Origin of the sequence: Phosphitispora fastidiosa (assembly GCF_019008365.1) — a bacterium.
Classification (GTDB): Bacteria; Bacillota; Thermincolia; order Thermincolales; family UBA2595; genus Phosphitispora; species Phosphitispora fastidiosa.
In genome coordinates this window covers 95,014-120,719 of record NZ_JAHHUL010000012.1, presented here as the reverse complement: position 1 = coordinate 120,719, position 25,706 = coordinate 95,014, and the positions used below count along the sequence as shown (strand labels likewise).

22 protein-coding genes and 1 tRNA gene are annotated in these 25,706 nt (G+C 46.4%); 20 read left to right on the top strand and 3 right to left on the bottom strand.

Annotated elements, in window-relative coordinates:
• Positions 1–261: 261 nt before the first annotated feature.
• The 3 genes from Ga0451573_RS12050 (at position 262) to Ga0451573_RS12040 (ending at position 1,806) form a co-directional block, all read left to right on the top strand.
• Positions 262–945, top strand: coding sequence for a Crp/Fnr family transcriptional regulator (locus tag Ga0451573_RS12050; protein WP_231684380.1), 684 nt, complete (start codon positions 262–264; stop codon positions 943–945).
• 233 nt (positions 946–1,178) lie between these two features.
• Positions 1,179–1,565: a pyridoxamine 5'-phosphate oxidase family protein gene (locus Ga0451573_RS12045; RefSeq protein WP_231684379.1), complete on the top strand. Its 387-nt coding sequence runs from the start codon at positions 1,179–1,181 to the stop codon at positions 1,563–1,565.
• Positions 1,566–1,731: 166 nt separating this feature from the next.
• A tRNA-Asn gene (locus Ga0451573_RS12040) sits at positions 1,732–1,806 on the top strand.
• A gap of 153 nt (positions 1,807–1,959) precedes the next feature.
• Here the strand turns inward: Ga0451573_RS12040 and Ga0451573_RS12035 are convergent.
• A complete protein-coding gene (locus tag Ga0451573_RS12035) occupies positions 1,960–3,753 on the bottom strand; it encodes a TIGR04190 family B12-binding domain/radical SAM domain protein (RefSeq protein ID WP_231684378.1) in 1,794 nt (597 codons plus the stop codon).
• A 342-nt stretch (positions 3,754–4,095) separates the two neighbouring features.
• On the bottom strand, positions 4,096–5,892 hold the full coding sequence (locus tag Ga0451573_RS12030) for a TIGR04190 family B12-binding domain/radical SAM domain protein (RefSeq protein ID WP_231684377.1): 1,797 nt from the start codon (positions 5,890–5,892) through the stop codon (positions 4,096–4,098).
• A gap of 447 nt (positions 5,893–6,339) precedes the next feature.
• Between Ga0451573_RS12030 and Ga0451573_RS12025 the strand changes: the two genes are divergently transcribed.
• From Ga0451573_RS12025 to disA, 7 genes are all read left to right on the top strand, one after another.
• Complete coding sequence (locus tag Ga0451573_RS12025; RefSeq protein ID WP_231684376.1) at positions 6,340–6,807, top strand: CtsR family transcriptional regulator; 468 nt, start codon at positions 6,340–6,342, stop codon at positions 6,805–6,807.
• A gap of 18 nt (positions 6,808–6,825) precedes the next feature.
• A complete protein-coding gene (clpB, locus tag Ga0451573_RS12020; RefSeq protein ID WP_231684375.1) occupies positions 6,826–9,420 on the top strand; it encodes an ATP-dependent chaperone ClpB in 2,595 nt (864 codons plus the stop codon).
• 68 nt (positions 9,421–9,488) lie between these two features.
• On the top strand, positions 9,489–9,998 hold the full coding sequence (locus Ga0451573_RS12015) for a UvrB/UvrC motif-containing protein (protein ID WP_231684374.1): 510 nt from the start codon (positions 9,489–9,491) through the stop codon (positions 9,996–9,998).
• Between the two features lie 11 nt (positions 9,999–10,009).
• Complete coding sequence (locus tag Ga0451573_RS12010) at positions 10,010–11,080, top strand: protein arginine kinase (RefSeq protein WP_231684373.1); 1,071 nt, start codon at positions 10,010–10,012, stop codon at positions 11,078–11,080.
• A 5-nt stretch (positions 11,081–11,085) separates the two neighbouring features.
• A complete protein-coding gene (locus Ga0451573_RS12005; protein ID WP_231684372.1) occupies positions 11,086–13,527 on the top strand; it encodes an ATP-dependent Clp protease ATP-binding subunit in 2,442 nt (813 codons plus the stop codon).
• A gap of 186 nt (positions 13,528–13,713) precedes the next feature.
• Positions 13,714–15,078, top strand: coding sequence for a DNA repair protein RadA (gene radA / locus Ga0451573_RS12000; RefSeq protein ID WP_231684371.1), 1,365 nt, complete (start codon positions 13,714–13,716; stop codon positions 15,076–15,078).
• Complete coding sequence (disA, locus tag Ga0451573_RS11995) at positions 15,075–16,154, top strand: DNA integrity scanning diadenylate cyclase DisA (RefSeq protein WP_231684370.1); 1,080 nt, start codon at positions 15,075–15,077, stop codon at positions 16,152–16,154. The genes radA and disA overlap by 4 nt, the downstream gene beginning before the upstream one ends.
• A gap of 107 nt (positions 16,155–16,261) precedes the next feature.
• Here the strand turns inward: disA and Ga0451573_RS11990 are convergent, their stop codons facing one another.
• A complete protein-coding gene (locus Ga0451573_RS11990; protein WP_231684369.1) occupies positions 16,262–16,657 on the bottom strand; it encodes a nucleoside triphosphate pyrophosphohydrolase family protein in 396 nt (131 codons plus the stop codon).
• A 198-nt stretch (positions 16,658–16,855) separates the two neighbouring features.
• On the opposite strand from Ga0451573_RS11990, the gene Ga0451573_RS11985 reads away from it, so the two are divergent.
• The 10 genes from Ga0451573_RS11985 to thyX all read left to right on the top strand — a co-directional run bounded on the left by Ga0451573_RS11985 (position 16,856) and on the right by thyX (position 25,691).
• Positions 16,856–17,332: a CarD family transcriptional regulator gene (locus Ga0451573_RS11985; protein ID WP_231684385.1), complete on the top strand. Its 477-nt coding sequence runs from the start codon at positions 16,856–16,858 to the stop codon at positions 17,330–17,332.
• A gap of 184 nt (positions 17,333–17,516) precedes the next feature.
• The gene (locus Ga0451573_RS11980) at positions 17,517–18,656 is read left to right on the top strand and encodes a PIN/TRAM domain-containing protein (RefSeq protein WP_231684368.1); all 1,140 of its coding nucleotides are present in this window, start codon (positions 17,517–17,519) and stop codon (positions 18,654–18,656) included.
• Positions 18,649–19,347, top strand: a complete 699-nt coding sequence (gene ispD / locus Ga0451573_RS11975) for a 2-C-methyl-D-erythritol 4-phosphate cytidylyltransferase (RefSeq protein WP_231684367.1) — start codon at positions 18,649–18,651, stop codon at positions 19,345–19,347. The genes Ga0451573_RS11980 and ispD overlap by 8 nt, the downstream gene beginning before the upstream one ends.
• Positions 19,344–19,823 carry a 2-C-methyl-D-erythritol 2,4-cyclodiphosphate synthase gene (ispF, locus tag Ga0451573_RS11970; protein ID WP_231684366.1) on the top strand — a complete coding sequence of 160 codons (480 nt, stop codon included), beginning with the start codon at positions 19,344–19,346 and terminating at the stop codon, positions 19,821–19,823. Before ispD ends, ispF begins: the two co-directional genes overlap by 4 nt.
• A 79-nt stretch (positions 19,824–19,902) precedes the next feature.
• Positions 19,903–20,811 carry a DUF1002 domain-containing protein gene (locus tag Ga0451573_RS11965; RefSeq protein WP_231684365.1) on the top strand — a complete coding sequence of 303 codons (909 nt, stop codon included), beginning with the start codon at positions 19,903–19,905 and terminating at the stop codon, positions 20,809–20,811.
• Between the two features lie 145 nt (positions 20,812–20,956).
• Complete coding sequence (gltX, locus tag Ga0451573_RS11960; protein WP_231684364.1) at positions 20,957–22,420, top strand: glutamate--tRNA ligase; 1,464 nt, start codon at positions 20,957–20,959, stop codon at positions 22,418–22,420.
• 10 nt (positions 22,421–22,430) lie between these two features.
• On the top strand, positions 22,431–23,120 hold the full coding sequence (cysE, locus tag Ga0451573_RS11955; RefSeq protein WP_269438251.1) for a serine O-acetyltransferase: 690 nt from the start codon (positions 22,431–22,433) through the stop codon (positions 23,118–23,120).
• Complete coding sequence (gene cysS, locus Ga0451573_RS11950) at positions 23,110–24,576, top strand: cysteine--tRNA ligase (protein WP_231684362.1); 1,467 nt, start codon at positions 23,110–23,112, stop codon at positions 24,574–24,576. Before cysE ends, cysS begins: the two co-directional genes overlap by 11 nt.
• Before the next feature lie 21 nt (positions 24,577–24,597).
• Positions 24,598–25,020 (top strand): Mini-ribonuclease 3, encoded by a 423-nt coding sequence (locus tag Ga0451573_RS11945; protein WP_231684361.1) that lies wholly within the window; start codon positions 24,598–24,600, stop codon positions 25,018–25,020.
• Positions 25,017–25,691 (top strand): FAD-dependent thymidylate synthase, encoded by a 675-nt coding sequence (gene thyX / locus Ga0451573_RS11940; RefSeq protein WP_231684360.1) that lies wholly within the window; start codon positions 25,017–25,019, stop codon positions 25,689–25,691. The genes Ga0451573_RS11945 and thyX overlap by 4 nt, the downstream gene beginning before the upstream one ends.
• The last annotated feature ends 15 nt before the right edge of the window (positions 25,692–25,706 follow it).

Sequence of the window (25,706 nt, the reverse complement as noted above, 5' to 3'; positions counted from 1 at the left end):
CTGGGAGAGTAGGACGTTGCCGGATTTTAATATGAAGAACCACTTGTGAGAGCAAGTGGTTCTTCTGTATGAATAGCAGGCGGGCAGGTGGCAGATATGTTCCGGAAGGATGAGTCTGACGTCCTCCAACAGCGACCCGAGCTTCAGACTTGCGATAGAGCTAGAGATTAATTATGATTATCTGGTTTGAGTTACTGGAGGAAGTTGAGTTATCTTTATCGAATATGTAACAAAGGCAAAAAATAAAAGTGGTGAGTTTAAATGCAACGAGGTGTACTTTGTTTAAAAGAATTACTATTATTTGAGGGTTTGGATAACGATGATTTTTATAGCATCTGCCCTGGAGCGCTAAACAAATCAGTACTTAAGGGACAGTATTTATTCCGTCAGGGAGAACATGATCATGCGATATACCTGATAAAGTCAGGCAAGCTGAAGCTGATTCAAAACACTGAGGAGGGCAGGGAAATTATTATCAATATCATTGGCCCAGGAGATGTTTTGGGAGAAACGGCATTATTTCAGGAACAGGAAATGATTTTTAGCGCTGTTGCTCTAGAAGATGTTAGGTTATGTGCTTTTAACAGGAGCGATTTAGAACTGATAGTTCAGCGTAATCCTAAATTTGCGGTCAAGATAATCAGCCATCTAGCCCGCAAGTTGAATGCGGCAATGCAGCAGGTCAGCGAAACTTCAGGGGCATCAGTAAAAGAGAAGCTGCTGCGGCTATTGCTCCGGCTGGCCAATGAATATGGAAAAATAACAACAAATATGACGATTATAGAATTAAGAATTACGCAGCAGGAGATGGGCAGCATGATTGGAGCTTCCAGAGTAAAGGTCTCTCAAGTTTTGCGGGAGTTGAAGGAGTCAGGGATTCTAGGCTACAACGGGAAATACTATATGATAAAAACTGATTTTTGCGCAAAAAATGCCAATGTTTAAATTCAGGTTCAGGACCGGGGTCTTGGGCCTTTTTGGTTTTTGCCTCACTCATCGGTTGTGGAAAATGATTATTGCCCAATTAGTGGTCATTAAAAAGTTTTTCCAATGTAAATTAATTTACTGAAATTACTGGCCAGGGGATATAAAATTAAAGTCAGGATGTGACAAGTTGCCTTTTCACCAAACACGAGCGGCTTGCGCAAACCAAAAACAATTAAACGGGGGTGCCTTGTATGGCGAAGTTAACAAAAGAAATTAAAGATTATATCCAGGAAGTAAAGCTATGTGTTGCTGCTACAGCAGACAAAAACGGAATGCCCAACGCATCTTTTAAAGGATCTCTGCAGGTTTTGGATGATGAACACCTGATTTTTGCAGACATTTTCTCTGCTAAAACACGGAAGAACTTAATGGAAAACAATAAAATATGTATCATTGTGGGAGATCACAAAAAAATGGTCAGTTATCAGTTCAAAGGGGAAGCAGAACTGATAAATCAAGGGGAGCTCTATGATAAGGTCTGTAAAGTGATAGAGGGGATGAACCTAAACCTTCCCAAGCCCCAATATGTGGTTAAGACAAAGATTACTGAGATATTCCCTGATCCATCTGCTCAGTAAACAGGTATACAGTTGGACCACCCTTTGATTTCTGATTACTGTTTTTTCGATTTATTTAATTCAGATGCTGCATAAATATCTAATCTTGCTCTTGCTGAAAAAATTAGAAATGGATTGCACTTGAAATAGATTTGAAAGTATGTTAATATATTATTCGTTGAGATATTCCTCGGTAGCTCAATGGTAGAGCAACCGGCTGTTAACCGGTAGGTTGTAGGTTCGAGTCCTACCCGGGGAGCCATAAAGAATTCCAGACAGGTGAAAACCTGTCTTTTTATTTGGGGGTAAAAGAGAACGCACATCAACCAGTGATGTGCGTTCTTTAAATTATAGAGAGAGGAGGTTTACTTACTTATCATTTGAGGTTTGCTTACTTATCATTTAATGAACCAGATCATTTATTAACTGTCCTGAAGTCATCATCTGTTAATGTCAGCCTGATCCTGTTAAACAGGAGGGACCATTCTTTGAAGAACAGACCTACCAGAACCTTAAAAAGCGTGAAACCATTTGACAGCCTTTCTTTGAACGGCCACTTTAGCTCATCATTGCCGCATATTGTAGCTTTATTCACGGCTTCAACCTTTTGGCGCATTTGCTCTCTCATAGCCTTTTGCTCACTTTGAGGGAGTTTAACTATTTCATCAATTTCCCTGATTATATCCCGGGCCATTCTTATCCGATAATCGATATCGGCATAAAGTTTTTCTTCAATTAAGCCATAATCCTTCTTAACCTGATTTAACCTTAAGGCGGCTTCATATGTGGCTTCAACGATTTCATCCCGGGTCATGGAGTCAGTTTCATAACTGAGGATATATTTCCAACTTGGCATGGTGAGAGCCTGACGGTGTTCTTCAAGGGTGCGGTAAAACTGCTTGTAGCCGAACTTCTCCGGTTCTTCGAAAGCACGGCATCCGGGGTCCAGAAAAGGCGCCAGCGGAGCCACAAAGAAACACAGGCGTTTATCACCCTGGAACTTATCCAGAAGATAAGCACAGTAATCTACTGAAGAAACGGCATCCTCGTAAGACTGTTTGGGAATTCCGGTCATAAAGAAGATGTCTATTTTGCGGCAGTTGTTTCTCAAGGCCGATTCCAGGGATGCCTCAATCTTTTCATTGCTTACCGGTAGTTTGCCGTTAAACTTACGAATCCGCTCAATGTGTGATTCCAAAGTAATTTCAATGCTGTACTGGGGTAAGGCCTTGTCCAGTCTTCCGAAAAACTCATCGCCGGCCGGGAAAAACAGCTCAAAGACCAGCTCATTCTTTATGTTGGACTCTTCCAGTAATGTTAGGAATTCTTCAGTAAATTCGGGACCTGCCATGCGAAAGTCATTTAAAATAAAGATTGGAGCCTGCCCCAGGTTTTGCAGAAAAAGGATGTCTTCAATCAAAACCTTAGGTGACCTGAAAGCAGGTTTTGACCTGTTGCATATTTTCTTATATGCAGATGCCGAACCGCCGCAGATGGAACAGTTCTGCGTACAGCCGCGGGAAGTCAGCAGAGCTGTAACCGGGTACTTTAACCAGTCTGCATAGGGAACGGTGTTATGCAGGCTGGCATATTTAAAAACAGAGCGGACAACATACTTGTAGCTTGGAATTGAGGCATAGTCCATATCGTCCGGGACGTGGGTGAGGGGGTTAACAACAACTTTACCGTCCGGTTTCTTCCAGGTAAGGTTGGGGATTTTATCCACCGGAACTCCCTGCCTGACTGCGATAACGAGTTGTTTCACAATCTCTTCGGTAGAATCTCCCCTGACGACATAATCAACACATGGGTATGATACCAGTTCTTCATGATAATAAGATGCCGACAGGCCGCCAAACAAAACAGGTGTATCCGGATGATACTTTTTGACTATTTTGGCCACCTCCACACTGCCATGGGCATGTGGCAGCCAGTGCAGGTCAAAGGCGAATATTCTGGGGTTAAGTCCGGCAATAACCTTTTCCACGTCATAATCAGGACTTCTCAGCATCTGGTAGGCAAGATTAATTAGCTGTACATTAAAGCCGTTTTGTTCCAGGGTATCAGCGATACTGGTGATGCCAACCGGGTACATTTCAAAGGTTGGCGATGAAGGAACAACATCACTGATTGGTCCAAACATAATGGTGTCTTTCCGAAAATCATAAACACTTGGAGCGTGTAAAAAAACTAAATCTTTACGAAACATATTCTCCCCCCATTTATGAGCTTGTAAAAAAAATCACAAGCCAATCATAAAAAATAACTCAAATGTCATGAGCTAATTTTATCATATATATAGATGAGACGTAAATAGAATATCAGGCAGAATTCGATAATATTTTGCCATAAAAACGGGCTTAGTTAGCAGGGGTCATTATCTAACAGTCATGGTGCAATTAAACATGTATTACCGGGATATGGTAATAAGGAGAGCATGACAGGAGATAGAGAAAAGCCTGGACTGTAGGCATTAGCAAACATTCCAGGCTTCTTTCGGATTGCTTGTTTTGATAGGTGCAATATAATCAGCTACAATTAATAATATTATTTACATCGGGCGCATTTTCTGACCCAGCAGCAGCCGAGCTCTGTTGTAAAAAAGTCTCATTTCTGTAAAGAAGAGCCCAGTGAAAACACCGGCTAGGGAAACGATGTTTCCAAACCGCTGTGTGATGGGCCACTTTAGTTCATCTTTGCCGCAAATTGTATGCCGGTTAATCTGTTCAACTTTAGTTTTAAGTTCTTTCAGGGCTTTTTGTTTCCGGTTTTCGTCTTCAATCTCCATAATCTTGTCTATCTCATCCATTACAGTCTGGGCGCTGCTAATCCGGAATTCTATCTGCTTGTAAACATCGTCATCAATAAGATTATATTCATGTTTAAGAGCATTTAGCCTGAGAGCGGCTTCATAGGTTGAGCGCACAATTTCATCACGGGTCATGCTGTCGGTTTCATAACTTAGAATGTGTTTCCAGCTTGGTTTAGTAAGGGCATGATAATGGTCCTCAAGGGTGTGGCAAAACTTTTTGTAACCGTATTTTTCCGGAAACTCGAAGGCCAGACAGCCAGGGTCCAGAAATGGCGCCAATGGTGCAATAAAGAGGGCCAGTCTCTTATCACCATCAAATTTTTCAAGTAAGTGACGGCAGTAATTAATAGAATCCATGGCTTGTTCATAGGTCTGCTTGGGTATACCTGTCATGAAAAAGATATCAATTTTACGACAGCCATATTTAAAAGCTGAAGCAATAGTGCTTTCCACCTGTTCATTAGAACAGGCAAATTTTCCATTCATCTTCCGGATTGACTCAATATGGGTTTCGAGAGTCATTTCCAGGCTGAACTTTGGCACTGCATCTGCAATTTTGGCAAAATACTCATCGCCGGCTTCCCAGAACAATTCGATAATCAATTCATTCTTGACGTTTTCTTTTTTCAAGAGGCTGAAGAATTCGTCCACATACTCAGGGCCGGCTTGGCGCAGGTCGTGGAGCACAAAAATCGGAGCCTGGCCAAGCTTCTGAATCAACCTGATATCCTCTATCAGGGACTGGGGTGACCTGTACGCCGGCTTGTCCCTGTTGCACACCCTTTTATAGGCGAATTCAGAGCCTCCGCAAATTGAGCAGTTTTGGGTACAGCCCCGTGCAGTCAGCAGGGCTGTAATCGGATATTTTAACCAGTCAAGATATGGCACGGTGTTATGCAGATTTGCATACTTGAATACAGACCGCACCACATAACTGTAGCAGGGTACCGAAATATAATCAATATTTTCGGGTACATGAGTTAACGGGTTAACCACAGGGGTTCGGTCCGGTTTTTTCCAAGTCAGGTTTGGAATCTTATCAAAGGGCAGGTCATACCTTATAGCCTTCATTAACTGAAGCATGGGCTCTTCAGTGCTGTCCCCCCTGACAACGAAATCAACAAATGGGTAAGATATAAGCTCTTCATGGTAATAAGTTGAAGATAAGCCGCCAAAGATCACCGGAATATCAGGATGATACTTCTTGCATATTTTGGCCAGCTCAATACTGCCATGAACATGTGGCAGCCAGTGCAGGTCAATGCCAAAGGCAGCTGGATTCATGCCGGCGATTACTTTTTCGGGGTCATAGTCCTGGCTCCTCAGCATCTGGTAGGCAACATTAACTATCTGCACATTGAAACCACCGTGCTCAAGGGTTTCGGCGATACTGGTTATTCCCACGGGATACATTTCAAAAGTGGGAGATGAAGGCACAACATCACTTATTGGCCCGAACATAGTGGTATCTTTTCTGAAATCGTAAACACTTGGAGCGTGGAGAAAGACCAGGTCCTTTTTAAATAATTTAAGCATTGATTAGTCCTCTCTTTCCATTAACGCATCTTGTAGGAGTAATATAACAAATAAACAAAAAAAATAACCAAACAAGCCATGTTTTATGGTGAAAACTTTGTCTGGGGCGAACCATCTACATTTTACCACATTAGTTCTTTGTTTAGAAGAGAATTTTTCTTCCAAAATGTCGATAAAGGTCAGAAAAGGTCTAAAGGTCAAATATAATAAAGCAGATTACTGACCAAATGAAAAAACATATAGAATCATATAGAGATATAGCCGGTAAAATGGTGAAAAATTGATAAATATAACGTGGCGGCACGGCAACTAATAAATTATGTGAAATTTAAGCGCATAGGAACCAGAATTGGAAAATACAGCACTTGAATAATATGGTCAAAAAGGGTATATAATATATTAAAGGTCAGATAAGGTCAAACAATAGGGTTGGCAGGGGGGACGCATATGGCAAATATTACTGATATTATTGAGGAATACATAAAGGCAAGAATAGGCCGGAGCAACAGTGGCGTAATTATTTTCCGCCGCGGCGAACTGGCTGAAAAATTTAGCTGTGTACCCTCTCAGATTAATTATGTGCTGAGTACCAGGTTTTCCTCAAGCCGGGGGTATATTGTGGAGACAAGAAGGGGCGGTGGCGGCTTTATTCGCATAATCAGAATTCCTCTGGAGGATTCTGAAGAGCTGCTTGATATTGTCTATGAAAAAATTGGTGATCAGATTGGCATGAACGAGGCCATAGGCTTGATTCGGTATCTTTTTGAAGAAGATATTATTTCCCGGCGAGAGGCCCACCTCATGGAAACCGTAATCGAGGTGGCGGCGCCTGACCACGGTCATCCTGAAGCCCGAAGGAACAGGGCGGTAATTTTGAAATCAATGCTGATGGTATTGCTGAGGCATAAAAAATAAGGGGGAGGGGGCATAAATATGGACTTTAACCGTTTTACCCAAAAATCGAGGGAAGCTATTTCTGCTGCTCAGCAGCTGGCTGCGGAACGGCATCACCAGGAACTTACCGGAAAGCACCTGATGGCTGCTCTGATGGACCAGGATGGGGGGATGACACCCCGGTTTCTGGAACATGCCGGAGTAAATCCGGATATCTTTGCCGGCAGGGTTTCCCAACTGCTGGACAGGATTCCCGTGGTTACGGGATATGAAGGTTCTCTATCGATGGGCAGCGGTCTGGCCCGCGTCCTGGCCAGGGCTGAAAAGGAAGCAAGAGACATGAAAGACGATTATGTCAGTGTTGAACACCTGCTGCTGGCCCTGCTTGAAGAGGGGGAGCCTGAGACTAAGGAAGCCTTGGCCCAGGCTGGACTAACAAGGGAAAACCTGCTTAACTCCCTGAGGGCAGTTAGGGGGAATCAGAGAGTTACCGGGGAGAACCCGGAAGAGACCTATGAGGCCCTGGAGCGGTATGGACGTGACCTTACCAAGTTGGCCCGTGAGGGAAAACTGGACCCGGTTATCGGTCGTGATGATGAAATCCGCAGGATTATTGAAATCCTTTCCCGGAGGACCAAAAATAACCCGGTGCTTATCGGGGAACCTGGGGTAGGGAAGACGGCTGTTGCCGAAGGGCTGGCGCGGCGGATTGTTGCGGGTGATGTTCCTGAGGGTTTAAAGGATAAGCACCTGATAAATTTAGATATGGGTGCCCTGGTAGCAGGCGCCAAGTACCGCGGTGAGTTTGAGGAAAGACTGAAAGCGGTACTCAAAGAGGTCCAGGAGTCAAATGGCAAGATAATCCTGTTTATTGATGAACTGCATACAGTGGTGGGCGCAGGAGCCGCCGAAGGCTCTGTTGATGCGGGGAACCTGCTTAAGCCAATGCTCGCCAGAGGTGAGCTGCGTACAGTTGGTGCTACTACATTAAATGAGTACAGGAAATATGTTGAGAAAGATGCCGCTCTGGAGCGCCGCTTCCAGCCGGTTATAGTCAATCCTCCATCAGTTGAGGATACAGTTTCCATTTTAAGAGGCCTGAAGGAACGCTATGAGGTCCATCACGGGGTGCGCATTCAGGATGGTGCCATAGTAGCGGCGGCGGCGCTGTCTGACCGGTACATTTCGGACCGGTTTCTGCCTGATAAGGCAATTGACCTTATGGATGAGGCGGCAGCCAAGCTGCGCACTGAGATTGACAGTATGCCGACAGAATTGGATGAGATTACGCGAAAGATCATGCAGCTGGAAATTGAGGAAGCAGCCCTGGGAAAAGAAAAGGACCAGGCTTCCGGAGAACGGCTTAACAAGATCAGGGAGCAGCTGGCCGAACTGCGCAGTGAGGCTGATGGCATGAAGGCTCAGTGGCAGGTGGAAAAAGAGGCTATTTCCAGGGTGCGCGGTTTAAAGCAGGAAATGGAGAAGACCAGGCAGGAAATGGAAAGAGCTGAGCGCGAGTATGACCTTAACCGGTTGGCTGAGTTGAAATACAGCCGCCTTGATAACCTGGAAAGACAGTTGAAATCCGAAGAAGCGCTTATGGCTGGAAAGCAGAAAACTGGGATGCTTCTAAAAGAAGAGGTTGATGCGGAGGATATTGCCAGGGTAGTCAGCCGCTGGACGGGTGTACCGGTCAGCAAACTGATGGAAGGTGAAAAAGAAAAATTGCTTCACCTTGATGAAGAACTGCACAGGCGCGTTATCGGCCAGGATGAAGCCGTACGAGCTGTTGCTGATGCCGTACTCCGGGCGAGGGCAGGGATTAAGGATCCCAACCGTCCCGTTGGGTCGTTTGTATTTCTCGGGCCAACCGGTGTGGGCAAAACTGAGTTGGCCAGGGCTCTGGCACAGGCACTTTTTGATGATGAGCGCAGCATGATCCGGCTGGATATGTCTGAATACATGGAAAAACACACGGTTTCCAGGCTGATTGGAGCCCCTCCGGGGTATGTCGGCTACGAGGAGGGCGGTCAGCTAACAGAGGCTGTAAGACGAAAGCCCTATTCGGTTATACTACTTGATGAGATTGAAAAAGCCCATCACGATGTATTCAATGTTCTGCTGCAATTACTGGATGAGGGCAGGCTGACAGATGGACACGGGCGCACAGTCAACTTCAGGAATACAGTTGTCATCATGACATCAAACCTGGGCAGCCAGGAGATATTAGCACATCAGGAAAGCGGCGGGGATTTTGAGCGGATGAGAGACAGTGTCTTAAATATTATGAGGCAGCACTTCAGACCTGAATTTCTTAACAGGGTTGACGAAATTGTGGTTTTCCATGCTCTGGAACAGGAGCATGTCCGGAAAATTGCCGGACTTCTCCTGAAGAGGCTGGCTCTGCATGTGGAAGCTGCGGTTGGGGTAAAGCTCAGGTATGAGGACAGCGCCCTTGACTACCTGGCAGCCAGGGGCTATGAGGCTGCATATGGCGCCCGTCCTCTGAAAAGGCTGGTCAGGCAGGAAGTAGAAACCCCTTTTAGCCGGTACGTTGTCAAGGGAGACTTCCTGCCCGGTGACACCGCTGTACTGAAAGGCAGTGATATGGGGTTAAGCATTGGCAAGGCGTAACTGCCAAATATAATTTTCCCGGAACCAGGGTTATCAAGGAAACGATACAAAAGAGGAGGGATTTTGGGATGATATGTGAGAAGTGTCAGAAGAGACCGGCTGCAGTTCATGTGACCAAAATAATTAATGGAAAAAAGACCGAAACAAACCTCTGCGATATTTGTGCTCAGGAAGACAGCGCAGCATTCGGTGAACCTAAATGGATGCTGCATAATATTTTTGCTGACCTCTTTAATCAGCCTGTGGCCGGCAGTCCTTCGATGCCAGAAAAGCGGGAGGCCACAGTCCGGTGTGAACATTGTGGCTTTACCGATGCCCAGTTTGCACAAGTGGGCAAACTAGGTTGCCCAAAATGCTACGAAATTTTTGAGAACAAACTTGAACCGGTATTGAGGCGGATACATGGCAATCCGGGGCATACAGGCAAAATTCCCAAAAGAACCGGAGGTACTATCGGTCTGCGTAAGCAAATCGAGGAATCAAAACTGGAACTGAAGGCTGCTGTAGATCGTGAAGAATATGAAAAGGCCGCTGAAATAAGGGATAAGATTCGCGGCCTGGAAAAGAAACTAGGTTAGGGGGTGCCTTCATGACGATAAAGGATACTTTAATCAGTGCGAAAAGTAAGTGGGCTGAAGGGATAGGGCCGGATATAGATGTTGTCATCAGCTCCAGGATCAGGCTGGCCAGAAATTTGAAGGATTATCCCTTTCCTCATTTTATGTCGGAAGAACAGGCTGAACGGATTCTGCAGGGAGTCAGGGCTGCGGCTTTACAAGATGTGGCAGTGGAAAAAACAGGCCGGTCGGAGTTTATCTTACTCTCTGAATTAACCGACACTGAAAGACAAATATTAGTGGAAAAGCACCTGATAAGTCCCCATCATATCAAAGACCCGGTTAACCGTGCCGTGGTCCTGGCGGCTGATGAGTCTGTCAGCATCATGGTCAATGAAGAAGACCACCTCAGAATTCAGTGTCTTCTTCCGGGACTTCAGCTGGAGGAGGCTTGGAACCTGGCCAATGAGACTGATGATATTCTGGAAAATAGTCTGGATTACAGTTTCTGTGAAAAAAAGGGGTATCTGACCTCCTGCCCCACAAATGTGGGCACAGGGCTTCGGGCATCTGTGATGCTGCATCTGCCCTGTATGGTAATGACAAAACAGGTGGGGAAAGTTGTTGCTGCTATTGCCCAGCTTGGTCTCGCTGTAAGAGGGTATTACGGTGAAGGGACCGAAGCCTATGGGAACATTTTTCAGGTATCCAACCAGGTTACCATGGGACATACTGAGGAAGAAATTGTAAAAAACCTGCTTACAGTGACCAGACGGATTGCTGCCCAGGAACGCGCCACCAGGGAAAAGGTTTACAAAGACAATCAATCTGTGCTTGAGGATAGGATTTTCCGCTCCTATGGAGTAATGAGCCACGCCAGAGTGATGACTTCCCAGGAGGCGCTGAAAAACATTTCAAATCTCAGACTGGGAGTGGAACTGGGAGTATTGAAAAACATAAATTTTGCACAAATCAATGAACTGATAATTCTTACCAGACCTGCTTTCCTTATTCAAAAGGCAGGTAAGGACTTAAATGCTGAAGAGCGGGACTTGCTGCGGGCTGAAATTATCAGGGAAAAAATAACGATAACTGCGAGGTGACATCTATGTTTGGAAGATTTACGGAAAGGGCTCAAAAGGTTCTGATGCTTGCCCAGGAGGAAGCCAAACGGTCGAATTACCCTTATGTGGGCACTGAACACCTGTTGCTGGGCTTAATCGAAGAAGGCGGCGGGATTGCTGCAAAGGTTATGCATTCTTTGGGGATAGAGTCTGAAAAAGTCAGGCAAGAAGTCGGGAAAATTATTGGTAAGGGCAATGGTGCGGCCATTGGCGATATCGGGTTTACTCCCAGGTCCAAAAGGGTTTTGGAGCTCTCCTTTGAGGAAGGCAGGGCCCTTGGTCATAACTATATTGGCACTGAACATATTTTGCTCGGCCTCATCAGGGAAGGTGAAGGAGTGGCGGCAACTGTTCTGCAGAACCTTGGCGCGGACCTTAAGTCTGTCCGCCAGGGAGTTATGGTGATGTTAAACGGTGCCCAGCCATCGGGTGGGACACCCAAATCCGGTGAGAGCAAGACCAGCACTCCAAATCTTGATGAATTTGGCCGGGATTTGACTGTCCTGGGCAAGGAAGGCAAACTAGACCCTGTAGTAGGCAGGGAGAAAGAGATTGAGCGGGTAATCCAGGTATTAAGCAGAAGGACTAAGAATAACCCGGTCCTTATAGGTGAGCCGGGGGTAGGTAAAACCGCCATTGCCGAGGGCCTGGCCCAGAGAATTGACCATGGCAATGTGCCGGAAACCCTGATGTCTAAAAGGGTGGTTACCCTTGACCTAGCATCGGTGGTTGCCGGGACCAAGTTCCGCGGTGAATTCGAGGAGCGGTTAAAAAAGGTAATAGAAGAAATCAGGAATGCCGGCAACATTATTCTTTTTATTGACGAACTGCATACCCTTATTGGTGCCGGAGCAGCAGAAGGTGCTATTGATGCTGCCAACATACTGAAACCGGCTCTGGCAAGAGGGGAGCTTCAATGCATTGGCGCTACAACTCTGGATGAATATCGGAAGCACATTGAGAAGGATCCTGCTCTGGAGAGGAGGTTCCAGCCGATTACAGTGGAAGAACCCGGGATTGAAGAAGCCCTCGAAATTCTTCGGGGGTTGAGGGACCGCTACGAAGCCCATCACCGGGTGAAAATTTCCGATGAGGCCATTGAAGCCGCAGTCCGGCTGTCTGACAGGTATATTACTGACAGGTTTATGCCTGATAAGGCTATAGATTTGATTGATGAAGCGGCCTCAAGGGTAAGGCTGCAGACCTATGTTGCCCCCCCGGGAATGAAAGACAAAGAAAAAGAATTGGAAAAAATCCGCCAGGAAAAGGAGGCTGCTATTTCGGGTCAGGAATTTGAAAAAGCCGCCGGTTTAAGGGATAGTGAACAAAAACTCCGGGGAGAACTGGAGAATATCAAAAAAGACTGGGAAAAGCAGAAGGGGCTTGAAAAGAAGACCGTTGAAGAGGAAGATATTGCCCATATTGTATCCAGTTGGACCGGGGTTCCTGTCAGTAAACTGGCTGAAGAAGAGAGCGCCAGACTTCTGAAAATGGAGGATGTCCTGCATCAGCGGGTTATCGGACAGGATGAAGCGGTTAAGGCAGTGTCCAGGGCAGTTCGCCGGGCAAGGGCCGGGCTTAAGGACCCCAAACGGCCTATCGGTTCATTTATTTTTCTGGGACCGACAGGTGTTGGTAAGACTGAGCTGGCCAGGGCTTTGGCTGAGGCCTTGTTTGGTGACGAAGATGCTTTGATCAGGGTTGATATGTCTGAATATATGGAAAAACATGCCGTATCCAGGCTTGTCGGAGCACCTCCGGGATATGTGGGTTATGATGAAGGAGGCCAGTTAACCGAAGCAGTCCGGCGAAAACCATATAGTGTAATTCTTCTTGATGAGATTGAAAAGGCTCATCCGGAAGTCTTTAATATTCTGCTTCAGGTACTGGAGGACGGCAGGCTCACCGACGCCAGGGGACGCACTGTTGATTTTCGTAACACCGTATTGATTATGACTTCAAATGTCGGCGCTGAGATGCTGAAAAAAGAAACCTCACTCGGTTTTCGGCCTGCAGGCAGGGAAAAAAGTTATGATGATATGAAGGATAAAGTAACTAATGAACTCCGCCGTACATTCAGGCCTGAGTTTCTGAACAGGATTGATGAAATTATTGTATTCCATTCGCTGGATGAAGGACATATTAAGCAGATAGTTGAGCTTATGGTGAACGAGGTTGCTTTAAGATTAAGGGACAGTGAGCTGATTATTGACGTTACCGAGAATGCCAAAGAGTTTCTGGCCAAAGAAGGATTTGACCACATGTACGGCGCCAGGCCTCTGCGCCGGGCTATTCAGAAATACGTAGAAGACCTGCTCTCGGAGGAAATCCTGACAGGTGCCTTTAAAAAGGGGGATAAGCTGGTTATCGATGCCGGTGCAGAGGGAATTGTGATAGCCAGAGATACGGTAGGCACAGGCGCCTAGGAGGCTGCTATGAGGGATGAGGCGGCAGCTATTTGGTAAATAAGGCAGATAGATATGTATCAGGGAAAAGGCTGGCCGGATTTGGCCGGCCTTTTTTGCACTGTGTTTCTGCCAAACTGTATCTTGTGAACCATCTTTTTCGATGATATAATTAAAAGTTAAGAAGTTTGGATTGTGAGGTATACTGTGGCTAAAATAAAGACCAGGTTTATTTGCGCGGAATGCGGCCATGAAGAGCCAAAGTGGTATGGACGATGTTCGGGCTGCGGCACATGGAATTCCCTTTCTGAGGAAATAAATATAAAGAAAACCAAGAGTGGTTCAAGACAGGTTGTTTCGCAGCCGATACCGATTACCCAGGTGTCAGATATATCAGAGGAGCGGATGATTACCGGGATCGCCGAACTGGATAGGGTCCTGGGAGGCGGCATTGTACCGGGTTCCCTCGTTCTTATCGGGGGAGATCCGGGGATCGGCAAATCTACCATTGCCATTCAGGCGGCTTCAGTTATAGCAAAAAACCAGGGTGTTTCCCTGTATGTTACGGCTGAGGAATCTGTCAGGCAGATCAGGATGAGGGCAGCCAGGCTTGGGGTTGTTGACGCAAATCTGTTTGCGGTAGCCGAAACCTCACTGGACCAGATTTTGGTCCATATGGAACGCCTGTCACCGAAGCTGGTCATCATTGATTCTATCCAGACGATTTTCCGGGAAGAAATTCCGTCTGCTCCCGGTAGTGTCGTTCAGGTGAGAGAATGCACGTATTGCCTCATGCAGGAGGCTAAAAACCGGAATATCCCTGTCTTTATAGTGGGACACGTAACTAAAGACGGGTCCATTGCAGGTCCCCGGGTGTTAGAACATATAGTGGATGCTGTACTGTATTTTGAAGGGGAACGCAATCATAGCTTCCGGATTTTAAGAGCTGTTAAAAACCGGTTTGGCTCAACCAATGAAATCGGGGTTTTTGAGATGGGGGAGCAGGGCCTGGCAGAGGTGGCGAACCCATCCGAAATATTTCTTGCCGAGCGCCCTACCGGCGTCTCGGGCTCGGTTGTGATAGCCGGTATAGAGGGAACCAGGCCTGTGCTGGTTGAAATACAGGCCCTGGTAAGCGCCGGCAGCTTTGGTAATCCAAGGAGAGTGACCAGCGGGGTTGATTACAACCGTTTAAACCTGATTCTGGCAGTTTTGGAAAAGAGGGTGGGACTGCACCTGAGCAGCCAGGATGCCTATGTTAACGCTGCAGGAGGTGTCAAGCTGGACGAACCCGCTGTTGATCTGGGTATTGCCGTTGCTCTGGCCTCCAGTTTCAAGGATATCCCGGTTGACCCGTCAACAATTGTTTTGGGTGAAATAGGTCTTACGGGGGAAGTGCGTGCAATCAGCCAAGCTGCTAAGAGAATCCATGAGGGGACGAAATTAGGTTTTCGCACTTTTGTCATTCCTACGGCTAACGCCATCCAGTGTAAGGATATTGCGGGAATTAATGTAGTTGGTGTAAAAACAGTTAATGAGGCATTTGAGACAGCATTGGGGGTGAAGAGTTGAAAGACGAGCATTTACTTGATGGCGAATTCCTAAAAGCCATTAAAATACTGGCTCCGGGGACACCCCTTAGAGAAGGGCTGGAAAACATCCTCAGCGCCAGAACCGGGGCCCTGATAGTTATTGGTGACAGCTCTAAGGTTATGGAAATCATTGATGCGGGTTTTGAAATCAATGCTGACCTGACACCGGCAGGTATATATGAGCTGGCCAAGATGGATGGGGCTATCATCTTAAATAATGATGCTAAAAAAATTCTATATGCCAACACTCAGTTGATACCAGATTCCATTATCCCTTCTATGGAAACCGGAATTCGCCACCGTACCGCTGAAAGAGTGGCCCGCCAGACGGGGGTGATGGTAATCTCGATTTCACAGCGGAGAAATGTAATCACAATCTATAAAGGGTCCGGGAAGTATGTCCTCAGGGACATCGGGGTTATTCTTACCAAGGCCAACCAGGCGGTACAGACCCTGGAAAAATATAAAGTGGTGCTGGATAAATCCCTGGCAACACTCAGCACTCTGGAATTTCAGGATCTGGTTACCCTGTATGATGTCGCCAAGGCCTTGCAGCGTACTGAAATGGTTGTCAGAGTAGTTAAAGAGATTGAAACATATATTGGAGAACTGGGGAGTGAGGGTCGCCTTGTCAGTATGCAGATGGATGAGCTGATAGCAAATGTTGAAGATGACGGACTGCTTATTGTGGAAGATTATTACCTGCATGAAGACAAAAACCCGGAGGAAGTGCTCCATACTATAGGTCAGTGGGATGCGGAAGATTTATTGGACCTGTCTCTCGTGTGCCGTGCCTTGGGTTATGCGGGCGGCGCCGGCATCCTGGACCAGTCTGTTTCGCCAAGAGGTTACCGAATTCTTTACAAAATCCCAAGACTGCCCTGGCCGGTAATAAAAAACCTGGTAGACACCTTTGCTTCACTGCAGAGAATTTTAAATGCATCCATTGAGGAGCTTGATGATGTGGAGGGTATCGGGGAAGTAAGGGCCAGGGCGATAAAGGAAGGGCTGAAAAGGTACAGAGATCAGGTTCTTTTAGACAGGCATCACTGGTAAACGGCAATAAGTGCGCCCGGAGAAAAAATATGAAAAAAGGCTCAAGCCCTCCGGAAACGGGGTTTGAGCTCTTTTCAGATAATAGGCAGTCTGATAGGCAGATACAATTATGTAAAGTTAAAGTACCTGAGAGTTGAAAGCTTGTTGTGCTCTTTAATGAAGACATCATAAAGATTGATATCCATGTGATTACATAGAGCTGCCAGGTAGAAGAGTGTCCGACCGATTTCGGCTTCAATAATTTCCTCGCACTTGGGACAGAGTTTCCCATTAAGATGGGAATCGGTATACTGCTTTAGCTCCAATATGGAGATGTTATCCGGGATATCCTTTTTCTTTGCCGTTACCTCAATACATCCGCAGCTGGTTACAGATTTTGTAACCGCTCGGTTAATGCGGGCAGAAGCTTCCTGGAGCTTGCTTAATACATCAAGTACACTCTGGTGACGTATTAACAGTTCGGAGACTGTATTTTGAAATTCATCGCATAATAAATCTTTCATGGTGTCCCCCCTGTTACAATTTTATTAGAATTCTTCATGGCTTAATTATACTTAGATTGCTCTTCACCTGTCAATGTGATAAAAGCCAAAAGTTTTTGTTGACATATTGGAAATAGATGTGATATAATACATTTTTATTTGACACTGTCAGATTATTTGTGCTATACTATTATAGAAACCCGTTATAGGAGGTCTATGATGTTTAATGTAGGAGATAAAGTAGTTTATCCGATGCATGGAGCCGGTGTGATTGAGGCCATCGAGGAACAAGAGGTTCTCGGTGAAAAAAGACAGTACTATATCATGAGAATGCCTATCGGTGACATGAAAGTGATGATTCCAATAAACAATGTCAGTGAAATCGGATTGCGGCAGGTGATTAATGAAGAAGGTGTGCAGAAGGTTCTTGATATACTGCATGAAAAACAAAACACCATGTCCCAGAACTGGAATCACCGTTACAGAAACAACCTCGAAAAAATTAAAAGCGGGAATATTTACGAGGTTGCTGAAGTTGTAAGGAATCTTATTCTGCGTGAGCAGGAAAAGGGTTTATCCACGGGGGAACGCAAAATGCTGGAGAATGCGAGACAAATTCTTATTAGTGAACTTGTTCTGGCTCGTGGTGCAGAGGAAGAAAAAATTGAACTTATGCTGGACGCCGTGTTTGCTTAATACGTCAGAGTTCTGACGTATTATTTTTATAACCGCAACCTGCTTCTTTAAGTGGGAGGCAAGCGGCTCTAAGCTCCCGTATATTATCACATAATAACCTTTTTCTTGATACTACGTTATTAGTTGGCGTATAATGGTAATAATAAAATCATAAGCTAACCGTAAGGAAAGGGGGTGAATGAATTTGTTTCGCAGGGCTTTAAGAATCATAGTAATAGTTCTTTTCACCGGCCTGGGGTTTGGGTTAAGCTATTATTATTTACCCGGTAGTATTGCCGGGGTTGATATCACAAAACCGACTATGCATTATGGGATTATAGGTATTGTTACCTCTTTATGCGGTTTATTGGGGATTCTTCTAGCGTCGGGCATTATCGAACGGACAGTTCGGTTGACTTCCTGGCTTGAACAGAGGCTAATCAGGATGTCAATTCAAGAAATGGTAGGCGGCGCCATTGGTTTAATAATCGGACTTATAATAGCTACTTTATTAGGGGCGGCTATTTCGTGGCTTCCCTGGTGGGTTGGCGGAGTATTACGGATTATTGTTACCTTGTTATTGGGATATCTGGGTATGAGTGTGGGTATGAAGAGAAAGGAAGAGTTACTCGGGTTCCTGCCACGGTTTAGTAAGGATAAGCAGACCAAAACAGATATTAAGTCATCTCAGTCCTGCAAGATACTTGATACCAGCGTGATTATTGACGGAAGGATTGCAGACATCTGTAAAAGTGGCTTTATTGAGGGTACTCTGATAATTCCCGGTTTTATTTTGGAAGAACTCAGGCATATTGCAGACTCGTCGGATTTACTGAAAAGAAACAGGGGCCGCAGGGGCCTTGATATCCTCAATAAAATCAGAAAAGAACTTGATGTCATGGTGCAGATATATGAACAAGACTTTGAAGAAATCGCCGAGGTTGACAGCAAGTTGGTTAAACTTGCCCAGGTGATGAATGCAAAAGTGGTTACCAATGACTTTAACCTGAATAAGGTCGCTGAACTGCACGGGGTCAAGGTCTTAAACATTAATGAACTGGCAAATGCGGTTAAACCGGTTGTGCTGCCGGGTGAGGAGATGCTGGTACAGGTTATTAAAGACGGCAAGGAAATCGGGCAGGGTGTTGCTTACCTCGATGATGGAACAATGATTGTTGTTGACGGTGGTAGGAGGTTTATCGGACAGACCATAGGAGTCATTGTTACCAGTGTGTTGCAAACAGCAGCGGGCAGAATGATTTTTGCCAAACCCAAGTCCGCTGACAAAAAGAACATTGACCACGATCCGCCATCCTCCTACAATGAGGTGAATCTGATTGGATAAGTTTACGGCTGTTATACCTGCTGCCGGTCAGGGCAGAAGGATGAAGAGCTATCTGAATAAGCAATTTATACTTCTTAGGGGTATGCCTATTATAGTGCATACCCTAAGAGTTTTTCAGGATGCCGAGGTCATCAGTAACATAGTGTTGGTCTGCGCTTCGGGTGAAGAGGAGTATTACCGTCAGGAAATACTCTCCAATTATGGAATAAGCAAACCTACTGTTGTAGTTGCCGGGGGCAGCGAGAGACAGGACTCAGTATGCTGCGGCCTGCAAACAATTAATGACTCCAGCGATTATGTCATGATTCATGATGGAGCCAGACCGCTTCTGACCGTTGATCTGATAAACAGGCTTGCTGAAGAGGCCAAGGTTACCGGAGCGGTTGTGGCCGGTGTACCTGTAAAGGACACCATTAAAAGAACTGATGCCGGAGGAATGATAACTGATACCTTAATGAGGGAAAGACTGTGGAGTATTCAGACTCCACAGGTTTTTCGCCTTGAATTGATACAGAAGGCCCATAGGCAGGCAAGCGCTTCAGAATTTTTCGGAACAGATGATGCCGCTCTGGTAGAAAGGCTGGGGGTACCCGTTAAGGTTATTCCCGGATCTTATGAAAACATTAAAATAACTACTCCTGAAGATATCGTAGTTGCCGAGGCCATTTTGAAGAGGAGGGGTCTTGGTTGAGATTTGGTATTGGGTATGATGTTCACAGACTGGTAACGGGCAGAGAGCTTATACTGGGAGGGGTATCGGTTCCGTTTGAAAAGGGACTTGAAGGACATTCTGATGCCGATGTACTGGCACACGCGATTATGGACGCACTGTTGGGAGCAGCGGGACAGGGTGATATCGGCAGACATTTCCCTGATACCGATGCCAAATATAAAGGCATATCGAGCCTGATGCTTCTGGAACGGGTAATGGAAATCGTTAGTGAATCCGGTTTTCAGGTTAATAATATTGATAGTATAATCGTCGCTCAAAGACCAAAACTGGCCCCGTACATAAGCAATATGGCAGAAAACCTGGCCGGGGCTATGCGTGTTCCGGTTTCCGCTGTAAATGTAAAAGCCACCACAACTGAGGGCTTAGGTTTTACGGGCAGCGGAGAAGGGATTGCTGCTCATGCTGTCGCTGGATTAAGAAGTAACGGAGTATAAGATAATTACATAGGATGCGGGAATTACCGGGACGATTTCAACAAATAATAATACCACACCCAAAAGAGGAGGGGATTAGTTGAAATTCAGCCAGAGGGTTCCGGTAGTTTTGTGTATGCTGCTCGTATTCATGAGTATGCTTCCCGCATTTGTAGTTATGTTCCCCGGAGCGGCGGCTGCCGCTTATTCACAGGTAATTACCTTTGGAGCAGATTTGACGGCTGCACAAAGAAGTATGCTGGCATCAGAGTTCGGTGTCAACCTGGCTCAGGCGGACAGGCCTGTTACTGAGATTACCAATGCTGAAGAACGAAAATACCTGTCAGGACTGGTGCCGGAGGAGACGCTGGGAACAAGGGCGATTTCGTCGGCGATGGTGGAAATGCTGCCTGCGGGTCAGGGAATCAGGGTGACTTCCAGAAATATTACCTGGGTAACAGATGACATGTATGCCAATGCCCTGGTCACTGCAGGAGTGAGGGATGCCGGGGTGACTGTAGCGGCACCTTTCCCGGTTTCGGGCACGGCGGCTCTTACAGGCATCTTTAAGGCAGTTGAGGTGGCAACAGGGAAATCACTTGGCGAAAGGCCCAAAAAGGCAGCCAGCAGGGAGCTTGTCGAAACAGGTAGCCTTGGCGAGGAAATAGGGCGTGATAAGGCAGTACAATTTATTGTTCTGGTGAAACAGCAGGTGATCGCAGAAAGGACAGCCAACCCGGAGAGAATCAGGCAAATAGTCATTAATGTAGCCGGAGACCTTAATCTGAATCTCAATAACAGACAGGTTGAGGAGGTAACCGGTTTAATGCAGGAAATTCGCGGGCTCAATCTGAGAGCAGAAGATTTGACCGGTCAGCTGCAATCATATAAAGATAAGCTTGAAGCTTATACTGTTAAGCAGGAAGAAGTGAAAGGCTGGATACAGAGGGTTTTGGATATTCTGGATCGCCTTATTCAGCAGATTAGAGCTGCTCTGCTGGGGGAATGATATAGCAAAAGGCCTTTATTTCGAAAGGAAATAAGGGCTTTTTCTTCAGCGGGTTTTCTGTTTGTTAAGAGAAACATAATCTGTTGATTAAGGGAAGTATTAAATGGTATAATGTGTTAGAGTTTTTAAGGAGGTTTCATGACTAATGGACAATTCTGTGGTGGTGAGGTTTGCGCCCAGCCCGACGGGCCCTTTACATATAGGCGGCGCCCGTTCAGCGCTTTTTAACTGGCTTCTGGCAAGGAAATACGGAGGCCGGATTATAGTAAGGATTGAGGATACGGATCTGGAAAGGTCCAGTACCGAGTCTGAAGAGAACATTCTGGAATCTTTATTATGGCTTGGCCTGGACTGGGATGAAGGCATTAAAAAGGGTGGGGAGCACGGCCCCTACAGGCAGACAGAGCGGTTAAATATTTATGCTGAAGCTGCCGGGAAGCTTCTCGAAACGGGACAGGCTTACTACTGTTACTGTACCGAGGAAGAGCTTGAGGCCGAACGCCAGGCATGTATGGCCAAGGGAGAGCTGCCGCGTTACCTGGGCAAATGCCGCAGCCTGTCTGCTGAAGAAAGGAACAGGCTGGAAGCGGAAGGCAGGAAAAGGGTTATCAGATTCCGGGTTCCGGATGATGAAAATGTAATCGTCCAGGACTTGGTGCGCGGTAATGTTATATTTGAAAGTAATGGTATCGGGGATTATGTCATTGTTAAATCAGACGGGATTCCCACTTATAATTTTGCTGTTGTTTTGGATGATTCCCTGATGGGGGTTACTCACGTAATCAGGGGTGAAGAGCATTTGTCCAACACCCCGCGCCAGTTGCTGCTTTATAACGCACTTGGCCTGAAGACCCCGTATTTTGCCCATGTCTCCCTGATTTTGGGTAAGGATCGCAGTAAAATGAGTAAAAGACATGGCTCTACATCTATAGAAGCCTACCGGAGCAAGGGGTATCTCCCCGAAGCCCTGGTTAATTTCCTGGCCCTTTTGGGATGGTCCCCCGCCGGTGAGGAGGAAATATTCACCCTGGAAGAGATGGTTGAGCAGTTTTCCCTGGACAGGGTGGCCAAGAATCCGGCTGTTTTTGATATCGACAAGCTTAACTGGCTGAATGGGTCGTACATACGGAAGACTGATGTGGGGAGAATTACTGACCTGGCCATCCCGTTCCTTCGTGAAGCCGGCTATGTTACCGGGGAGGTTACTCCTGACAGGTATGAATGGCTGAAAATGATGGTTCTCTCTGTTCAGGAAAAACTGGAGTATGTTGCCCAGGTAACGGAACATACGAAAATTTACTTTGATGACCATGTGAAAATGGAGAATGAAGAAGCCGCTGCTGTTCTGGAGGAACCTGAGGTTCAAGAGGTAATGCGTGCCTTCAGGCAAAAGATTACCGAAGCTGAAGAACTGACTCCGGAAAGCGCCAAGGGAGTACTTAAAGCACTGACAAAAGAGCTTAAACTGGGCGGTAAAAAAGTTTATATGCCTCTAAGGGTTGCCTTGACAGGGCAGATGCATGGCCCGGAGCTGTTTTATATTATTCCCGTTCTGGGCCGGGACAGGGTTCTGGTCAGGTTGGCTCAGATTATTGGTCTGAAGGATTGACAGGAGGCTGCTGAGGAGGGTTCAGAAATTGTTTAGCAGGATTAAAAAAGACATCAAGGTTATTTTTGAGCGCGACCCGGCTGCCAGGAGTTTTTTGGAGGTTTTACTGGCTTATCCTGGGCTGCATGCCCTTTTGTTTCACCGCGTATCACATTACTTATATAATAGAGGGATGATACTGCTGCCGAGGCTCATATCGCAGTTTTCGCGGTTTATCACCGGTATTGAAATACACCCCGGGGCCCGAATCGGGGAAGGCCTGTTTATAGACCACGGGACAGGTGTGGTCATCGGTGAAACGGCTGAAGTAGGCAATAATGTTACCATTTACCAGGGGGTGACCCTAGGCGGAACAGGCAAGGAAAAGGGGAAACGTCATCCCACGGTAGGAAACAATGTGGTTATCAGCACCGGCGCCAAGGTTCTGGGGAATATTAAAGTTGGAGATAATACCAGGATTGGGGCGGGCTCGGTAGTGCTTAAAGATGTTCCGGCCAATACTACTGTTGTGGGCATCCCGGGGAAAGTGGTCATCAGGGATGGCATTAATATTGCTGATATGGAAGTGGAGGATATTATAGACCTCCATCATGAAAATCTGCCTGACCCGGTAGCTGAGATGATTCTGTGCCTGCAGCGCAAGGTGGGGCGGCTTGAAAGAAGAATCGAAGAAACAAGGGGGCCCGGAAATGACGGTTAGGATTTATAATACTTTGACAAATCGTAAAGAGGAATTTGTGCCGCGTAATTCCGGCAAGGTGGAGATGTATGTCTGTGGACCGACTACGTATAATCTGATACACCTGGGCAATGCCAGGCCATTAATTGTGTTTGATACTGTCAGAAGATATTTTCAGTACCTTGGTCTTGAGGTCAAGTACATTCAGAATTTTACCGATATAGATGATAAGATAATCAACCGGGCTGCCGAAGAGGGCATGGATGCCCTGGCGCTGGCGGAAAAGTATATCAAGGAATATTATAAAGATGCCGGCGCCCTTGGGGTGCGGCCTGCAGATATCCATCCCAAAGTCAGTGACCATATGCCGGAAATCATTGAGATGATCCAAAAAATCATTGATAACGGGTATGGTTATGAAAAGGATGGGGATGTATACTTTTCTGTAGGCATATTTACCGGATATGGCAAGCTGTCAGGGCGGAAACTGGAAGATATGCAGGCCGGCGCCCGCATTGATGTTGATGAACGCAAGAAGCATCCTATGGATTTTGCTCTGTGGAAGGCAGCCAAACCCGGGGAGCCCTGGTGGGAGAGCCCATGGGGCATGGGACGCCCGGGGTGGCATATAGAATGCTCCGCCATGGCCAATAAATACCTGGGTATGGGCTTTGACATCCATGGCGGGGGTTTTGACCTGGTATTTCCCCATCACGAAAATGAGATTGCCCAGGCAGAGGCTTTTGCGGGTTGTGGACCTTTTGCCAGGTATTGGATGCATAATGGTTTTATCACGGTGAATGAAGAAAAGATGTCCAAATCTCTGGGAAACTTTTTTACTGTGCGTGAAATTCTGGATAAATATGACCCGGAGGTTGTCAGGTTCTACATAGTCTCAACTCACTACAGAAGCCCGCTGGACTTTGATGATACCAAACTGGAGATGAATAAAAAAAGTCTCTCCAGGCTGCACAATGCCCTGGACAATATTGCGGCGCTGAAGAACAGTGTCAGCTTCGGGGATTCTGACATCCCCCTGGATGCCGAAATCACCGCTTTTGATGAGGCGGTTGGCAAGGCGGAACAGGACTTCAGCGAAGCCATGGATGATGATTTCAATACAGCTCTGGCAGTCGCCAGTCTTTTCGATCTGGCCAGGGAGGCCAATGCTTTTGGTAAAAAATTGGATACATATGCGGGCCGGAAGCTGCCCCTCCCGGTAAAAGAAGTCCTTGAAAAGGCGCAGGGCAGTTTTATCAGGCTGGGCCAGGTACTGGGGCTGTTTGAACCGGACAGCGTACACAGTCAGAATGAATCTGATTTGTCCGATAAGCTGATGGACCTGATAATTGATATCAGGCAGGAAGCCCGTTCCCGGAAGGATTGGGCAATGGCTGATGCCATTCGGGACAAGCTGAAGGAAACCGGTATTATATTGGAAGATACTCCTCAGGGAGTACGCTGGAAGCTGAAATAGCAAACAGGAGTTGGCTGAGCCATGAAGAATTTTTACGGGCAGGAAAACCCGGCAGGAATACCTGCCCTTGTTCTAGCATACCTTGGTGATGCGGTATATGAGTTATATGTACGGAAATACCTGATATCTTGCGGGTATACCAAAGTAGACTCCCTTCATAAAAAAGCTGTCAAGTTTGTTAATGCAGCTACACAGGCAAGGGTATTGCGAGCTATCAGTGATAACCTGTCAGATGAAGAGGCGGCTGTGGTCAGGAGGGGCAGAAATGCCAAATCTGGTTCGGCGCCTAAAAACATGTCGGTATCAGACTATAGGCATGGTACTGCTTTGGAAACCCTGATAGGCTATCTGGCCTTTTGCGGGAGAGAAGACCGGATTGATGAAATATTTAGTGCTGCCCGTGAAATTGTATTATCTTCTGCAGAGGGGGACACTAACCATTGAAAGTACAACTGATTAACCATACGCCTGACCCGGACAGGACCGTAGCTGCCGCGGCAAAGCTGTGCTATTCCCCTGCGGGAGCGGAACAGATTCTGGAGAATCTCGATAAAGCAGAGGCAGATCGTTTTCTTAAAATGCTGGTTGAGCTTGGGCACTGGTCACCTACGGAGCATGTCTCTTTTACGTTTTCTGCAGAGGGTGTCAGCCGGGTTCTGACCCATCAATTGGTCAGACACAGGATTGCATCGTATTCTCAGCAGTCACAGCGGTATGTCAGGCTTGATGACTTTACCTTTATCGTTCCGCCATCTATAGAGAATAATCCGGAAGCTGCTGCATTATTTACGAGTATAATGAAGGAAATCGGTTCAGCATATAAGGAGTTAGCCTCAATAGTACATCAAGAGGATGCCAGGTATGTGCTGCCAAATGCCTGTGAAACAAAAATTGTCTTGACCTTTAACTGTCGCTCTCTGTACAATTTCTTTGAGCACAGGTGTTGTGAACGGGCTCAGTGGGAAATCCGAAGGCTTGCCAACCTGATGCTGTCTGAGGTTAAAAAAGTGGCTCCGGGATTATTTGCCAAAGCAGGCCCGCCATGTATTGCCAAGGGGTTTTGTCCGGAAGGCGCAATGTCCTGTGGTAAAATAGATAGACTAAAAAAGGTTTGACAGGAGATGGATTAA